This is a genomic window from Nonomuraea sp. NPDC026600, from assembly GCF_040638335.1.
GTDB lineage: Bacteria > Actinomycetota > Actinomycetes > Streptosporangiales > Streptosporangiaceae > Nonomuraea.
In genome coordinates this window covers 1-14,062 of the sequence record NZ_JBEZYD010000079.1, presented here as the reverse complement: position 1 = coordinate 14,062, position 14,062 = coordinate 1, and the positions used below count along the sequence as shown (strand labels likewise).

The following is a 14,062-nucleotide window of genomic DNA, read 5'->3' as shown; positions in this document are numbered from 1 at the left end:
CAGCCCCGGCAGAATCGGCGACATCGCCCGCGCGGCGCTTGTCCTCACCCATTTCGAGCACAACCACCTACCGGCAATTCACTGAGATCACGTCACTGCCGCCGGTCAGCGACGGCGCCTTGATGTCTGCCTGTTCCTGCAGTTCGCCAGCAGTGTCGTAACGGTAGACCTGCACGCCGTCCGGGGCGCTCCCAGCGCACCAGGACGTCACCATCACGAGCTGCCCGTTGGCAGTCACGGTGACCCCGGTCGCGCCCATCTGCGCCGGGCTGCCGTAGCCACAGGCCACCAGCAGGAAGCTGAGCGTCAGAAAGGTTACGGTCCTCTTCATGCTATGGATCCTCGCGACAGCGTTACGGTATGTCAACAGCGGTACCGGCCGTCACCCAGGCCCGCTTCTATTTCAAAGCGGTTCTTGCATGCGTTGGATCCGGCGGCCGCATAGAGAATGGGGAAGGCGAACCAGTATCCGGTTTGATTGACATAGTAGTACCACTGGTCGCGATGAATCTTCTCGTGTTTGGCAAGGTTCGCATCGATGTCCTTTGACCATAGCCTGGTGACGAATACACCGGCGATCGTATAACCGCTACGCCCCTTCGGGATATACTTATCCGGCATCCCCGTACACATCAACATCCCCCGATGTGCGCCGCAATTTCCCCCCTACCAAATCAGCCCAGTCCATGACGGCGCGTTCTACGTCCCTGAGGTTGCTATTGGCGAATAAAGCGGCGACGATGTTACTGGGTATGTAAGGGTAGAGCTTACGGAAGGCTTTTTCTCCGATCTCGATCGCCTTGCCACCGAGATCTTTGATGAATTCGACGGCAGCCCCTACTCCGTTCTGCATGCTGTTGAATACGCCCTCGAGCCATTCAGGGAATCCGGCCTTTTTCGCCACCAAATCCCCCACAGCCGGGCCGGACACCATGTATTGGTCGAGGTCGCCAGCTGCCAGCATTGCCAGTCCTGCCAGGATCTGATATTCCTCAGCGGACTTAAGGTAAGGCACGTAGAGCTCCAGGAAGTAGTCTTGTGCTTCCTTCGACATCTTCCAATAAGGCACGCCCTTCTCGACTGGCCTGCCATTATGCATCAGCTCGGGTCGACAATCGCGCTACCGCAGGATCAGATATCGCAGGCGGTGGCGCCGCCTGCGTAGTCGCCTATGGAGCCGCAGCTGCCGATGCACAGTCCGCTTCCTGCGCCTGTGGCCTGCACGATGCCGTGCTGGGCGTAGTAGTCGATGGCTGTTTGATTGTCGATGCCTGGGGTGTAGGGGGAGTTCCAGGTGCTACCGACCGCGTCGCCGGAGATGACGGTGGAGTGGCCGGTGGGGTCGGTGCCGGTCATCGGTGAGGCGTTGGCGTAGGTGTAGCGGTTGGCCTGGACGGATGGGCTGGGGTTGAGGGTGGCGGTGTCGCGGCTGGTGAAGGCTCCGGTGCCGGGCAGGTACCAGCGGGCGTGCATGTTGACCTTGCCGGTGTCCGGGTCGGTGTGTGCGCCCTGGTAGCCGAGCTGGTTCTTGGTGCCGGTCTGTGCGGTGACGGTGCCGAACGGGTCGTAGGCGGTGGAGGTTTGCAGGCTGGTGGTGTAGGTGGCGGCCAGGTCGCCTCAGAACCTGGGAACGCCGGGGCCCTGCCTTCATCCGGGCGTCCGTCAGTGGTGCCGGAGCGCAGAAGGTGTTCAGGGCGGCGGTGGAGCTGATCGCCGAGCATGGGTACGCGGCCACCACCGTCGACGCCATCGCCGAGCGGGCCGGGGTGGCCAAGGGCACCGTGTTCTACAACTTCGGCAGCAAGGAGGGGCTGTTCGAGGCGCTGCTGGAGCACTCGATCAACTTGCTCGCCGAGGCGCTGGCCGACGCCGACACCGGGGAGAGCGCGCTGGACGCGCTCGACTCGGTCGTCCTCGGCCAGCTCAGGTTCTTCGAGGAGCACGGGGCCTTCGCCCGGGTGCTGCTGGCCGAGATGTGGCGTACGGCGTGGCAGGAGGCGGTGGCGCGGCTGCGCCAAAGCGCGCTCGGCGTCTACGCGAACGTCCTGCGCAGGGCCGCCGCGAACGGCGAGATCCGGGCCGACCTGGACGTGGAGACGGCGGCGACGGCCGTGTTCGGCATGGTCCTGACGGTCGCCATCGAACGCCGCGCCCTGTATCCGGATCGGCCGCTCGAGCGGACTCACGCGACTCTGGTCGAACTCCTGCACGGGCGCATCAAGTAAGCCTTACCGCCGCGTCGAACATCGGCGCTCGGAGTCAGCGTTCTCTCCGCGAGCTGACGGCCTGGTGGGCGTCAGCTCGCTGCCCGTACCGGAAACGCCTCAGCCGGCGTGTGGCCGCAGCAACTCCTGGATCTGCTCCACCTGCGCCGGGGCCAGCGGCCCGTGCCGTAGCGCGCCGGCGTTCTGCTCGGCCTGGCCGACCGTCCTGATGCCGGGGATCGGCACCGTGCGCCCGCTGCGGGCCAGCAGCCAGCCGAGGGCGCCTTGGGCGAGGGTACGGCCGTCGGAGGTCAGGATGTCGCGGATCGCGTCCAGCATGGCGAGGAACTCCGGAGCGGGCCGGCCGTCCTTGAAGAAGGTCATCCACGCCGGAGAATCGCCGCGTACGTCGTCCATCGGCAGCCGCGAGTCCGGGCCGTACTTGCCGGTGAGCAGCCCCATCGCCAGCGGCCCCCGGTTGACGGAGGCGAGCTCGTGGGTGTCGCACACCGCCAGCATCGCCGGGGCGTCGTGCAGGACGTTGATTTCATGCTGCACGGCGGCGCAGTGCGGCCCCTTCGCGAACATGGCCGCCCGTTCGGGGTCGTCGGTGCTCCAGCCGTAGGACCGGATCAGGCCTTCCTCGACGAGCTCCTCCAGCGTGGCGATCATCTCGTCCACCTGCTCCGGCGGTGCGTCCCCGATGTGCAGCTGGTACAGGTCGATGTGGTCGGTACCCAGCCGCTCCAGCGACGCCCGGCAGGCCTGCCGGATGTATCCGGACGAGATGTCGTGGCCGGTGAGGGTCCGTGTCGCCTCGTCGAAGGTGTTGCCGAACTTGGTCGCGATCACGACCTCGTCCCACCGTCCGGACAGGGCTCTCCTGAGCACCCGCTCGCTGTGTCCGGTGCCGTACACGTCGGCCGTGTCGAAGAAGGTGACCCCCAGGTCGAGCGCCCGATGCACGGCCGCCACCGACTCCTCGTCGTCCACCTGCCCCCATCCGGCCGGCTTGCCACGGGCCATGAAGGGCCCTCCGATCGCCCATGCCCCGAACCCGATCGCGCTCACTCGCAGACCGCTACGCCCCAAGATCCGGAATGAATCGTTCATCTCGCACTCTCCCTGACATCGCGGAAATGACTCCAGGGAAGACGCTGTCACCTGGAGTGGACTCCAAGTCAAGCTCGGTTCTGCCGGTTTCCGCCCTCGCCGGCCGCGAAGTGTTCACTATCCCCTTGGCGCTCATTGTCTTGATTTGACCCGAGACGATCGGCGACCATGACGGTGTCTGTCACCCCCCTTTAGGAGGCTTCGTGCACACTCCGCCGCGCCCCCGCCCTTCCTGGCCGGTACGACTCACCGTCGTCCTCGCCGCCATGATGTCCCTCGTAGGTCTGGTCGGCATCACCCCCGCCAGCGCCACGGTCTACAACTCCTGCACCATCTCCCGATGCGCCGCCGCCCGCTCGACCAACGCGATCTGGGCGTCCAAGGGCTACCCCACCTCCGCCGGCTGGTACTCCTGGCCGGACGGCTACTTCCTCTAAGAACACACACTAGCCGGAGCTTGATGCGTCGTCGATGCCCTCTGAACTGCGAGAACACGCCCAGTGTGCCGATGCCTCTACTGTAGGGCTTGAGTGATCATCGCCTTTCGACTCAAGGGGAACTGGGTTATGAAGGGTTACATGCAGGTCATGACCACTGTGCCAAGCGCAGAAGAGGGCGCGACTCTGGCCCGTAGCATCACGTCGCAACGGCTGGCCGCCGGAGTACAGATCATCGGGCCGATTCGGTCCCTGTACTGGTGGCGAGGCTCGTTGCGCGACGAGCAGGAATGGCAGTTGGTCATCAAGACCACGCATTCTCTGCTCGCCGCGCTTGAGCGCCACATCAAAGCGAACCATAGTTACGAGACACCAGAAATCATCGCAACAGAAATCGCCGTGGGGAGTGATGATTACCTGGACTGGATTAGCGCGGAGACGCAGAGAATTGGCGCTTCGTGATAGCCAATTCTTCCAGGAATGCCCGGATTGGCGGCTGAGCTTGCCAGCGCCTGAGCGACTCTGCAAGAACGATGAATCGCGGTAGCCAGATGCCAGATTCTGTCTCGCGGATGATGGCGAGACCTTCTCTGGCCGCTTTGGCGGCCTCTTGCACTGAGCCATGGACGATATGAGCAGTGGCAATGTCGCCAAGAATGATGCCTGCCCGCTTTCGCTCTACCTCAGGTAGGCGGGCTATAACGGCACGTGCTACCTGCTCGGCTTCGTCCAGCCTGCCGATTTGAGCGTATGTAGAGATCTGGAAGGAGTCAAAGCGATCCCGATCTAGGAATCTTGTCCATACGCGATCCTCTTCCGGGTCGGCGATATTGAACGCTTCGTTGGCATCGGCCCACGATTTAAGAGCCGCTTCCTTTTCTCCCAGCGCCGCGCTCTCTTCCGCGTGCCTCGCGGCCAGCCACGATGTGGTTCCAGGTGATGTGTCTCTGGGCAAATTCTGTAGGGCAGTTGTCAGGAGAGCACGCGCCCGCCCATGGTTTCCTTTGCCGCTTGGTATGTAGCTTCTGTATCCGAACGCGCACGCGATGATAGCCGGATCATCAGCCTCTTTCGAGGCTTTCTCGGCCGTGTCGTAGAAGTTCCGAGCAGCGGATACGTTTCCCAGGTCTGTTGCGATCCAACCGGCAAGCACGCTGCTTTCGCCCGCAACCACAATCAAACGTCTGCGAAGCTCGTCTTTGGGATCCGTGGCTGTGCCGTTCAGGATGGTTCCGACTTCGTTCAAGTGGGCCGCCAGCCCCTTGAAAATCGTATGTGCGGGCAGCATTTCTTCGAGACGATGGAAACCGGCAGCCCTTGCCTCCATCTCCCGTACTACTGCTTCGTCAATTGCGCTCGGCCTTGACAGCGCAAATGCGACTTTCTCCCATGCCTCACTTTGTGCTACAGCTGACTGGACACCGAGTTGTGCCACCATGGACAGTAATTCGCGGCGCTTCAACGGCTCGCCCCTTTTTCCGATCGCTTCAGCGAAGAGCTGCAAGTCGAAAGTGTCTGTGGGGATCTGGGCCCCGTCACTGACGACCTGTGCACTGCCCCTGCGACTAGAGGATGACAAGCCCAAATGGCGACGCAAGTGGGCAGGCATGCCCAAACCATCAGCGAACGCCTCAAATGTATGCTTTGCGGTCGGGACGCGCTTGCCGCTCTTGTACTCGCTGATGCGACCCTGGGGCCTACCGGTGAGGTTCGCGATCTGCCCTTGGGTGACGCCGTACTTGGTGAGGATGCGGATCAGCCCGCCGAGATCGCGCCGCTTGCACGCGTCTTCCACATCCTGACGTGCGAAAACAGTCTCAAGAACTTGTTGCACTCGCTCTTGGTCCATGGTCATGGCGGCGTTCCGTTCCCCTGGTAGCGCGCCTTTTCGAGAGAAGTAGATCGCTTCCAGTCCATCACACCGTGAGATATCACGGTGAGATTCTGCGGAACCGGTTTGCTTGGAAGCCTCACATCAGTTCGTGGCGCAGGTCAGAGCTGATCTGAGGAAGAGTCGAAGATCCGCGTTTGTCTGGCTTCCACCCGTTCTTTTGCTCGGAAAGCGGAGTTGCGGGAGGGCTGGTGCATGATCCGGGAACAGGAGGCTTCTCGTCTCGGCCCCATAGCCGCCGCTGCCGTGGCTGACCAGCTACAACGAGAGCTGGCCATGCATGGGATCGCGGCTGATGTGAACGACGGCTATGGGCTGGCCGTGGTGTCGGTCTGGCGTGGTCTGGTCGTATGGACGAACGGTGATCATTTCTGGTGGTGTGCTGGCTGGAATGATCACCGTTCCCGCCCCGTCTATGCCTGGCATCCGGCGACGGACGCGAAGCGGGCTGCCCGACGTATCGCCGTTCGGTATGGGGATCTTCGCGTCACTTCGCCGGGCGGGTCGTGATCGGACATGGCGCAGGATGACTGGAGCTTGGCCCATCCGATGGCTTATGAAGCGGTTCTGCTCGGGGAGCGGCACGCCCTGTACGAGGCGTGGTCGAAGATCGAGTTCCTCGACTCTTTCGATCTAAATATCGATGACGTGCGTGACGGTTACAGCGCCAACGCGCTGTATCGCCTGTATCTGGAGTCCCGTACTCGGACGCGTGTGCTGGGCAGCCATGCCGAACTGTAGGCATGCCGGGAGGTGGCTTGTGGGTCGCGTGCGCGTGCCGGTGATGGCCCCGTTCACGTGCGATGGGTGGGACTTCTCCGAGGATCGGTCACGCCGCCGCTTCTACGCGACGCGCCGGGGCGCGGACTTTCAGATCTTCGCCAGCACTATGTACACCCTGTGGCGGTGGGTCCGACGGGAGGAGAGGGCGCGCGGTTGGAGCGTGCCCCGCGAGCCCGTCATGGTGTGGTGCACGCCCCTGCAAGCGAAGCTTGAGTATGACCTGGGCCGATGGCAGGTCCGATCATGAGTGGAATCCCGCGCTGGCCTACTCGCTGGCCACCCTGACGCGCGACGGTGCGGTTGACAGGCTTGCTCACACCTTGCCACCGTGTCCCGCACCGTCGCGTCAACGCCCCCGGCAGAGCCCTTCTGCGCTCGTGAGAGTGCCAGTTCCCAAGGGCTCTGTCGGGGGTCCTCTTGTGTGCGCACATGCTGTGAGCTGGGGTTTATCTCACCACAGGATCTAATCCATCTCATCGCCGGATGTTTTTGATCTCGCCGCATGATCACACCGCGTGATGGGTTCAGCCCTTCCCCGAAACCTACCTTCGCCTCGTAGGTCACCGGAAACGGAAGGGATGTGATCTAGATGAGCCCAGCTCAGCGCCACCACCGCCGCGAACTGATCACCAGTTTGCGTGCCCTGGCCACGTTCTTGGACAGTCACCCGCAACTGCCCGTTCCCAGGTACGGACAGGTTCGGGTGTTGGTCCACACGCTCTACGAGACCGACGCCACCACCGAGGCAGAGGCGATTGCCGAAGTTGAGCGGGTGGCCGCGCTGTTGGGCGTCGCGCCCACGGTCGAGCACGGACATCACGTCGTCTGCGTGGAGCTCGGCGTGCTCTGCTACGAAGTCCTCCACGTCACGCAGGCGGCCATGGTGCGTCGCCACGCCCTGGACTCCTACCGTGACGCGATCACCCTCGACGAGATCGAGGGGGCGTGAGCAGTGGACCCCGCCCTGTTCGTCGTGTTCCTGGCCCTGGCCCTGTCGGTCGCCACGCTCGTGCTGTTCGTGGTGCTGGTCGCCGTGATCCGTGCCGAGGACCGCCGCCACGCCCCGACCGGGACCCTCAGCCGCCGGCTGTTGGGCACCTACGCCCCGCCGGCCGACCGCCTGTCCGGGAGGAGGTGAACCCCTGATGCGATCACTCCCGCTCCAGCCTGGCCGGTGCCTGTGCGGCGCGGCCACGCCCGGAACGCTGCGGTGCCGCAAGTGCCGCGCTCGCTGGCGCTGGTGCCGCCGCAAGTCCCGCCACGACGGCATCTAGCCCGCCCGCCGCCCGTCCCCGAGATCTCGTAAGAGGAGGTGAATCCCCCCGTGACCGTGACTGTCCCGCTGGTGCTCGTGGTCGGTGCGCTGGTGTTCCTCGCCTGGCGCTACCTGGGGCTGAAGCTCTGGCACGCGCTCATTGCGCTGCTGTTCGGCTTCCTGCTGGCCGCTACCGCGCTCGCCCCCGACATCCGCGCCGCGATCGGTGCCGCCCTGAGCTGGATCACCGGCCAGTGACCTGCCCGCCAACCAAAGAAGGTGATGCTTAATGACCCAACGCCACCCCTACCCGCACGCTGATCTCCAGGGAGCTGCCACCCGCAACACCACCGCCGCCGAACTTCTGACGGCATTCGCCAAGTCCGCCCCCGCCCTCGACGACCTATGGCGCCGCATCTTCGACGCCCTGGCCGACACTCCGGCCCTGATCACCGACATCGATCGTCTGCGCGCTGAACTGTCCACCGCCCGCTACCAGCGGGCGAACCTGATCGCCGCCATCCGCGCCACCCTGGCCGCCCACGACGAGGGCGAGCACGACCCGCTGTACTACGTGCGTGACGAGCTGCACGCCCAGCACAGCGCCGACGCCCGACGCGCGGCGGGCGGTGGCCGATGAACCGTCATCGCACCTCCCGCTACCAGATGCGGCGCAACGCCCGCCGCATGCGACGCTACGGCGTCGAACCCATGGCGCTGATCACCGAGGACCTCGAATTCGCGCCCCTGGTCATCGCCAGCATCGCCCGCACCGTCTGGCGCTACCGCTCCGAACTCGCCCCTCTCAACATCGCCGCCGCCGACCTGGTGACGGGCGTGATCCTGCGACACTGGTTCCCCGAATGGTGGCCCACCGTGATCACCGCCGCCGTCCTGGTGGCGGGTGCGGTGGCCATCTGGGGCCGGTGGGTCAACCTGCCCCGCCCGATCGAACGCGGCTACGCAGCCGTCACCACGGCGTTCGCAGGAACGTGGCTCACCCTGGCCGCCTACCAGGGGCCGTTCACCGCGCCCCTGCCCGCCGTGCTCGGCATCGGCACACTCGTGCTGGCGGTGCCCTGGTGGGCGCACCGTCGCAGGCGTGCCCGCGTGCGCGTAGAACGCACGCTGGCCGCCTGGCCCGACATCGCCCAAGCGGTCGGCCTGGCCGGATCCCGCGTCCAGTCCGCCATCGTGGACCTGTGGGGCTACCGCTTCCGGCTCGGGCTGGGGCTCGGCCAGACCGTTGAGGACGCCCTCACGGCGGTCCCCCGCCTGGAATCGGCGCTGGGCACCACACGCGGCGGCGTGCGTATCCAGCCGGTGGCCAGCAAAAAGGCCAACCGCGCCGACGTGCGCGTCATCGAAACCGACCCGCACGCCGACGCCATCGCCTGGCCAGGCCCGTCTATCACGTCGATCACCCAGCCCGTCAAGCTGGGGCTGTTCGAGGACGGCATGCCCGTCCGCGTGCCCTTCCTGCGGCGGCACGGGCTGTTCGCGGGCATCTCCGGAGCGGGCAAGTCCGGCGGCGTGAACATCCTGCTCGGGGACCTGACCGCCTGCCAAGACGTGATCCTGTGGGCGATCGACCTCAAACGCGGCATGGAACTGCTGCCCTGGTCATCGTGCATCGACCGCCTGGCCACCACCCCACAGGAGGCAGAGGCACTGCTGGCCGATGCCGTGCTCATCCTCGACGGACGGGCCGATGACCTCACCAGACGCGGCGAACGCGTCTGGGAGCCGTCACCCGAGCGACCCGCACTGATCATCATCATCGACGAGTACGCCGAACTGGCCAGCGAGGCACCCCGCGCGATCAACTACGCCGACTCGATCGCCCGACGGGGCCGCGCCCCAGCGGTCAACCTGATCGCCGCCACGCAACGCCCCTCGAAAGAGGCGATGGGCAAGAGCGCGGTCCGCTCCCAGATGGACATCCGGCTGTGCTTCCGCGTCCGCGAACCCCGTGACGGGGACCTCATCCTCGGACAGGGCATGGTCAAGGCCGGATGGCACCCGCACAAGCTGGACGCCCCCGGCAAGTTCCTGATCAGCTCCCCGGAACACGACATCCCCCGCCGCGCCCGCAGCTACCTTCTCGGCGACGAGGGGGTAGCAGCGACCGCCGAACGGCACGCCGAAGGTCGCCCGTCCCTCGACGCGGTGTCCCTGGCCGCTCTGGACGCCGCCGCATCGGTGGCTGACAGGCACGCAGACGCCCCGACAGAGGAGGAGCGGACATCGCCACGGCACGCACGCCAAACCGCGCCCAAACGCGGCGACAGCGTGTTGTGGACGGTCCTACGCGACGCCCCCGAAAACGGGATAACCGTAGACGAGCTGAAAACCGCAACGGGAATGAGCCGCCCCACCATTTACCGGCGACTGTCACAGCTCGAAAACGACGGGAGAGTACGTCAGGTCAGCCGGGGACGGTGGCGCGCCCGCCTCGACCCCGACCCCGCGTAGTCACCGACTCTCGGTAATCGTCTCATCGTCTCAATGTCTCAGTCTCCCGCACGTCTGCGCGTACATAGGCGACACACGCGCACTGAGACGAGACGGTGAGACGAATACGGAGAGTAACCGGCGAGGGGAAGTGATGCCCCAACGACACCAGAAGATCGGGAACGCTCGGCCGGAAAGAGGTGATGCCCGACGAGTAAATCAAAAGCATCGAATCGAGAAAATGGAAAGAAGGTGAGAATACCTCCGGCCAGTCACGCGGAGACGCCCACGCGCAATCTATGCGATGGACATCTACGCCCTTGGGTCCACGCGGAGACTGGCGCGGCAGGATGGCAGATCGCTAGCTCATCCCGCCGACTCGCCCATGCCGTAGCCACCATTTACGGCGGAACCGTCTACTCCCACACAAAAGGCGAATCGCAGATCCGCATTCCGCAAGCGGCCCTGATAGTCGTGATCGTGGAGGCAGACAGCGAAACGCTGTGGTGCCGTCTCGACACCCAGCATTCCGATTCTTGTCTCTTCGCACTGGTATATGCGCCATGGCCGGTCGCTACCGTACTGAGATGCCCCACGACCACATTGCCAAGGCAGGGGCGTCTATCAATGCGCGACGTGCGAGTGACCACACGCATGGGGCGTACAGTGCGCTACCTGGTTCCCGTATTCACCCCCGCCTGAGGCCCGCCCCCAAGAAAGGAGAAGTTGCTTTCGGTGCGTCAGAGAAAGGCGAGAAGACGAAACCGCCCGGACCTACCCCACATAGGTACCAGGCGGTTTCTTCGCGTGTATAGCCTCTTAGCCGGTCAGCTCGATCCCATCCGTGCTGATCTCCATGCCGGTAATTGCTACGCGCGGGTCGTGTCCGGTGGGGTGCAACACCACACGGACCTCAAACTCTGCGAGCATTTCCCGCCGCTTGACGGAATCCCCTGCACCCCATTCCTGGGCAATCGTCCGGCCGGTGGGGACCATCCGCATTCCCGGCTTGCGTTCCGGCAACGCCTTCAGGGCCGCGATTTCCTCCCCGAGTCGCCGGTATTCGATGCGGTACCATTCCGCGTCCTCTGGACCGTCGTACAGTCCGGCCTGGCGGTCCTCACGCAACCGTGTGCGTGTGGCCGTCAACTCCGCGACCTGGGCGGCATGCCCGGTGCCAGGATCATAGACTTTTCGCATGACTTCTCCGGCGCCGTAGCGGGAAAGGAACCATTCGCTTACGAGGGCATCCAATACCGTGAGCGCCATGATGGGGGCTGGCTTGCAATGCGCCGACGCGGGAATCCCGCGTACCCGCGCGATGCATCCGTATCGACCTGTGACGTGTAGCCGTGCACCGCAGTTACCGCAAAACGCGATGCCCGACAGCAATTGCGTGCTTTTCGGCGCGCGGCTTCCATTGCGTTTCGGTGCAGTTTTCTTGACAAGAGCATCATGGGTCGCGCGATCCCACAACGGCTCGGCAATGCGCATTGGCCGTCCGTCAGAACCAATCACCGGCCTTTCGTGGTGGATCAAGTATCCGAGCGCAGCTTCACTGCACAAGATGTGCTTGACGGCTTTCGCAGTCCACGGCCCGCCCTTCATCGGACGGCTATACAGTTGGCGAAGCCGATCGGACGGGCAGGGAATCCCTTCACGTGTCAGGCGTGCCGCCTCTGTCGCACAGGTAATTTTTCCCGTCTCATCCGCCAGAATTCGCTGTGCCACTTCCCGGATAATCTGTGCGGCTACTGTATCGATCGCTACGTGGTCGATCTTTGCCTTGTGGGCGAGGCGGACATACATGTATCCATACGACGGGCGTTGTTTGGGTTCTCCTGCTGCGCGTGCGCGTACTGACTCGTCGCGGTTGCGTTTCTGGATCGCACGCAGTTCCATTTGCGATCCCCATGCCTTTATCAGCCATTCGTTTTCCTGGTTCGGGTCGCTGAAGTCCCACACTCCCACGTGATCGGCCGTCACGATGACGCGTTCTTGGCCGGTCAATAGGGCCTGCGTGTTCAACGTGTCCCGGACGTTGCGCCCGACGCGATCGACGGTGGCCGCCGCGATACCGTCGTACGGCCCCATCTCTCCCCGCAGCCAGGGCCCGAACCCCCGCCGCGTCAGCGGGTCCGTGGCACCAGAAACCTCCCAGTCATCGGCCCAAGCCACGATGTGCCCTCCGGCGTCCGCTGTGGCCCGTAGGATCTGGTCTCCCTGGCGCTGTGGGCTGTTGGTGGCGTCGCTCTTCCTGCTCAGCCGCCGCACCCCCACCAAGCAGCGCCCACACCCGTCATAGTCCGTCGTGAGCATGTCTTCCATGGTGCCCCGCTTCCCGATGTGTGGATAGCGGAAGCAGCCGGACGGCAGGTACAACTACACCGGCGGGCGCTTCTACAACCGGGAAGGCCAGCTGCCCAGCGGCGCCACCTACTATGAGTACGACGTCTACTCCCGGTCGCAGGGTGCCGCGCGTGACGCGTACCGGATCGTCGTCAACCGCAGCACCGGCGTGACGTGGTTCTCGCCCAACCACTACACCGACTTCTACCGGCTCTAGGGAACCGCAATGACCTCCGCCGCGCATCCGCTGCCGCACTGGCTGACGGTGTCCACCGACCCGGCCCCGGCGCTGGTGGATGGGCGGGCGTGCCGGACTCGTGCCGCCTTCTTCGAGGAGGTGGCACGGGCTCTGCGCCTCCCGGACTACTTCGGCCGCAACTGGGACGCGCTCACCGACTCCTTGCGCGATACCGGCGCCGTCACCCTGATCGTGGCGCACGCCGAGGAGTTGCTCAGCGTCGAGCCGCCCGAGCAGCTCGCGACCTTGCTGGCCGTCCTCGCCGACGCCGCCCAGAACGGGCTGACCGTAACGCTGTGCGTCGACCCCCGACATGAGGCCGTGTTTCGGCAGCGGGCCGCCGCCGCGCTGACCTGAGACAGGCGAAGTTCACCGCTGGCGTTGCATGGAGAGGGCCTGGCGCCAATGTTCGGCCGCCTGGCCCATGTCGTGGCCGAGGAGTTCGAAGAACTGGCTGGTGGTGCGGAGCCGGTCGCCGGTGGGTGTATCGGTGCCGAAGATCCCGGCCCCGTGTCGGGCGGTGTCGGCCCATATCGCTATCGACCTGGCACTGGCCACCCAGGTGTGGTACCAGACATCGACGTCGACGAAGTACCGCACTCGACGCGCCTCGCGCTCCCGGGCGACCATCCCTCTCTGCTCAAGCCACTTTATGGCATTGGAGATCGTCGCCGGACTGACGTGGAGCTGCTGGACCAGCTCCGTGGCGGTCAGGCTGCCGCCCTCGCTGAGGAACAGCGCGGCGAACACCCTGGCGGTCATGGGTGACATCCCACCCTCGATCATCATGGCGATGAACTGTTCTTGGAACTCCCGGGCTGTGCGGACGTCACGGTTGTCGGTGGTGTGCGGAACGTCGGCGTGGGGTGCGCGCTTGCGGCGGCGGGCGCGCCAGCTCGTCGCATGCTGGGCGCGGGCCGCCCGGTAGTCGTTCGGGCCGCCGTTCCTGGTGATCTCGCGGGTGACGGTGGACCTGGACCGTCCCAGTCGGCGGGCGATCTCCGCGTAGGTCAAGTCGGCCGCCAGCCCTTCGGCGATGCGGCGACGATCCTCGGCGGTCAACCGGTCTCCTGGCATGTGATCCTCTCTGAGCGCTCGCCGGCAACACGGTTGCACTCAGCTACAAGCTCATTGCACCAATATACGGCCTTCTACCTGCGCATATGAGTTCTGCGAGTTGTCTCATTCTGGAACACAAGCCTAGCGTTTACCCAGACAGAAGAGGAGATTCATCATGGAAAAGGGGCTCTTCGAAGTTAAGCGGGGTTGAGGCAACCACGGCTCTTTCGGGTGGTGGCGCAGCGAGTGCGGAGTCGTTGTGATTCGGGGTTTCGGAAA

The 14,062-nt window shown here is 64.6% G+C and carries 19 protein-coding genes and 3 pseudogenes; 13 read left to right on the top strand and 9 right to left on the bottom strand.

Annotation, left to right across the window (positions count from 1 at the left end; genetic code table 11):
• Positions 1-67: 67 nt before the first annotated feature.
• From AB0F17_RS65630 to AB0F17_RS65615, 4 genes are all read right to left on the bottom strand, one after another.
• Complete coding sequence (locus tag AB0F17_RS65630; protein ID WP_358047559.1) at positions 68-331, bottom strand: hypothetical protein; 264 nt, start codon at positions 329-331, stop codon at positions 68-70.
• A gap of 32 nt (positions 332-363) precedes the next feature.
• Positions 364-621, bottom strand: a complete 258-nt coding sequence (locus tag AB0F17_RS65625; protein ID WP_358047557.1) for a hypothetical protein — start codon at positions 619-621, stop codon at positions 364-366.
• Entirely contained in the window at positions 611-1,054 is a 444-nt protein-coding gene (locus AB0F17_RS65620; protein WP_358047555.1) for a hypothetical protein, read from the bottom strand. The genes AB0F17_RS65625 and AB0F17_RS65620 overlap by 11 nt, the downstream gene beginning before the upstream one ends.
• 77 nt (positions 1,055-1,131) lie before the next feature.
• The gene (locus AB0F17_RS65615; RefSeq protein WP_358047561.1) at positions 1,132-1,587 is read right to left on the bottom strand and encodes an RHS repeat-associated core domain-containing protein; all 456 of its coding nucleotides are present in this window, start codon (positions 1,585-1,587) and stop codon (positions 1,132-1,134) included.
• 98 nt (positions 1,588-1,685) lie between these two features.
• On the opposite strand from AB0F17_RS65615, the gene AB0F17_RS65610 reads away from it, so the two are divergent.
• Positions 1,686-2,225 (top strand): TetR/AcrR family transcriptional regulator, encoded by a 540-nt coding sequence (locus AB0F17_RS65610; protein ID WP_358047554.1) that lies wholly within the window; start codon positions 1,686-1,688, stop codon positions 2,223-2,225.
• 99 nt (positions 2,226-2,324) lie between these two features.
• Here the strand turns inward: AB0F17_RS65610 and AB0F17_RS65605 are convergent, their stop codons facing one another.
• The gene (locus AB0F17_RS65605) at positions 2,325-3,317 is read right to left on the bottom strand and encodes an aldo/keto reductase (RefSeq protein WP_358047552.1); all 993 of its coding nucleotides are present in this window, start codon (positions 3,315-3,317) and stop codon (positions 2,325-2,327) included.
• 203 nt (positions 3,318-3,520) lie between these two features.
• Between AB0F17_RS65605 and AB0F17_RS65600 the strand changes: the two genes are divergently transcribed.
• Both AB0F17_RS65600 and cutA read left to right on the top strand, forming a co-directional pair.
• Positions 3,521-3,754, top strand: coding sequence for a hypothetical protein (locus AB0F17_RS65600; RefSeq protein WP_358047550.1), 234 nt, complete (start codon positions 3,521-3,523; stop codon positions 3,752-3,754).
• 93 nt (positions 3,755-3,847) lie between these two features.
• A complete protein-coding gene (gene cutA, locus AB0F17_RS65595; protein WP_358047549.1) occupies positions 3,848-4,216 on the top strand; it encodes a divalent-cation tolerance protein CutA in 369 nt (122 codons plus the stop codon).
• On the opposite strand, the gene AB0F17_RS65590 is transcribed toward cutA, so the two are convergent.
• Positions 4,182-5,609 (bottom strand): helix-turn-helix transcriptional regulator, encoded by a 1,428-nt coding sequence (locus tag AB0F17_RS65590; protein ID WP_358047547.1) that lies wholly within the window; start codon positions 5,607-5,609, stop codon positions 4,182-4,184. The genes cutA and AB0F17_RS65590 overlap by 35 nt on opposite strands.
• A gap of 231 nt (positions 5,610-5,840) precedes the next feature.
• On the opposite strand from AB0F17_RS65590, the gene AB0F17_RS65585 reads away from it, so the two are divergent.
• From AB0F17_RS65585 to AB0F17_RS65550, 8 genes are all read left to right on the top strand, one after another.
• Entirely contained in the window at positions 5,841-6,155 is a 315-nt protein-coding gene (locus tag AB0F17_RS65585) for a hypothetical protein (RefSeq protein ID WP_358047545.1), read from the top strand.
• A 6-nt stretch (positions 6,156-6,161) separates the two neighbouring features.
• Positions 6,162-6,386, top strand: a complete 225-nt coding sequence (locus AB0F17_RS65580; RefSeq protein ID WP_358047543.1) for a hypothetical protein — start codon at positions 6,162-6,164, stop codon at positions 6,384-6,386.
• A 631-nt stretch (positions 6,387-7,017) separates the two neighbouring features.
• Positions 7,018-7,377, top strand: a complete 360-nt coding sequence (locus tag AB0F17_RS65575) for a hypothetical protein (protein ID WP_358047541.1) — start codon at positions 7,018-7,020, stop codon at positions 7,375-7,377.
• Positions 7,378-7,380: 3 nt separating this feature from the next.
• Positions 7,381-7,566, top strand: coding sequence for a hypothetical protein (locus tag AB0F17_RS65570; RefSeq protein WP_358047539.1), 186 nt, complete (start codon positions 7,381-7,383; stop codon positions 7,564-7,566).
• 7 nt (positions 7,567-7,573) lie between these two features.
• On the top strand, positions 7,574-7,702 hold the full coding sequence (locus AB0F17_RS65565) for a hypothetical protein (RefSeq protein ID WP_358047537.1): 129 nt from the start codon (positions 7,574-7,576) through the stop codon (positions 7,700-7,702).
• A 50-nt stretch (positions 7,703-7,752) separates the two neighbouring features.
• Entirely contained in the window at positions 7,753-7,941 is a 189-nt protein-coding gene (locus tag AB0F17_RS65560; protein ID WP_358047535.1) for a hypothetical protein, read from the top strand.
• 31 nt (positions 7,942-7,972) lie between these two features.
• The gene (locus AB0F17_RS65555; protein ID WP_358047533.1) at positions 7,973-8,323 is read left to right on the top strand and encodes a hypothetical protein; all 351 of its coding nucleotides are present in this window, start codon (positions 7,973-7,975) and stop codon (positions 8,321-8,323) included.
• Positions 8,320-10,158, top strand: a complete 1,839-nt coding sequence (locus AB0F17_RS65550; protein ID WP_358047531.1) for a cell division protein FtsK — start codon at positions 8,320-8,322, stop codon at positions 10,156-10,158. The genes AB0F17_RS65555 and AB0F17_RS65550 overlap by 4 nt, the downstream gene beginning before the upstream one ends.
• A 798-nt stretch (positions 10,159-10,956) precedes the next feature.
• Here AB0F17_RS65550 and AB0F17_RS65545 read toward each other — a convergent pair.
• Positions 10,957-12,465, bottom strand: coding sequence for a recombinase family protein (locus AB0F17_RS65545; protein ID WP_358047528.1), 1,509 nt, complete (start codon positions 12,463-12,465; stop codon positions 10,957-10,959).
• A 70-nt stretch (positions 12,466-12,535) separates the two neighbouring features.
• Here AB0F17_RS65545 and AB0F17_RS65540 point away from each other — a divergent pair.
• A pseudogene (locus AB0F17_RS65540) lies at positions 12,536-12,703 on the top strand (ribonuclease domain-containing protein); the annotation flags it as partial.
• 9 nt (positions 12,704-12,712) lie between these two features.
• Positions 12,713-13,081, top strand: coding sequence for a barstar family protein (locus AB0F17_RS65535; protein WP_358047525.1), 369 nt, complete (start codon positions 12,713-12,715; stop codon positions 13,079-13,081).
• 12 nt (positions 13,082-13,093) lie between these two features.
• Here the strand turns inward: AB0F17_RS65535 and AB0F17_RS65530 are convergent.
• A pseudogene (locus AB0F17_RS65530) lies at positions 13,094-13,486 on the bottom strand (MarR family transcriptional regulator); the annotation flags it as partial.
• 144 nt (positions 13,487-13,630) lie between these two features.
• Positions 13,631-13,801 (bottom strand): annotated as a pseudogene (locus AB0F17_RS65525) (helix-turn-helix domain-containing protein); the annotation flags it as partial.
• Positions 13,802-14,062: the final 261 nt, after the last annotated feature.

Coding starts and splice junctions, on each gene's coding strand:
- AB0F17_RS65630 (WP_358047559.1), bottom strand. CDS start 331: ATGAAGAGGACCGTAACCTTTCTGACGCTCAGCTTCCTGCTGGTGGCC.
- AB0F17_RS65625 (WP_358047557.1), bottom strand. CDS start 621: ATGCCGGATAAGTATATCCCGAAGGGGCGTAGCGGTTATACGATCGCC.
- AB0F17_RS65620 (WP_358047555.1), bottom strand. CDS start 1,054: ATGTCGAAGGAAGCACAAGACTACTTCCTGGAGCTCTACGTGCCTTAC.
- AB0F17_RS65605 (WP_358047552.1), bottom strand. CDS start 3,317: ATGAACGATTCATTCCGGATCTTGGGGCGTAGCGGTCTGCGAGTGAGC.
- AB0F17_RS65590 (WP_358047547.1), bottom strand. CDS start 5,609: ATGACCATGGACCAAGAGCGAGTGCAACAAGTTCTTGAGACTGTTTTC.
- AB0F17_RS65585 (WP_358047545.1), top strand. CDS start 5,841: ATGATCCGGGAACAGGAGGCTTCTCGTCTCGGCCCCATAGCCGCCGCT.
- AB0F17_RS65580 (WP_358047543.1), top strand. CDS start 6,162: ATGGCGCAGGATGACTGGAGCTTGGCCCATCCGATGGCTTATGAAGCG.
- AB0F17_RS65575 (WP_358047541.1), top strand. CDS start 7,018: ATGAGCCCAGCTCAGCGCCACCACCGCCGCGAACTGATCACCAGTTTG.
- AB0F17_RS65565 (WP_358047537.1), top strand. CDS start 7,574: ATGCGATCACTCCCGCTCCAGCCTGGCCGGTGCCTGTGCGGCGCGGCC.
- AB0F17_RS65555 (WP_358047533.1), top strand. CDS start 7,973: ATGACCCAACGCCACCCCTACCCGCACGCTGATCTCCAGGGAGCTGCC.
- AB0F17_RS65550 (WP_358047531.1), top strand. CDS start 8,320: ATGAACCGTCATCGCACCTCCCGCTACCAGATGCGGCGCAACGCCCGC.
- AB0F17_RS65545 (WP_358047528.1), bottom strand. CDS start 12,465: ATGGAAGACATGCTCACGACGGACTATGACGGGTGTGGGCGCTGCTTG.
- AB0F17_RS65535 (WP_358047525.1), top strand. CDS start 12,713: ATGACCTCCGCCGCGCATCCGCTGCCGCACTGGCTGACGGTGTCCACC.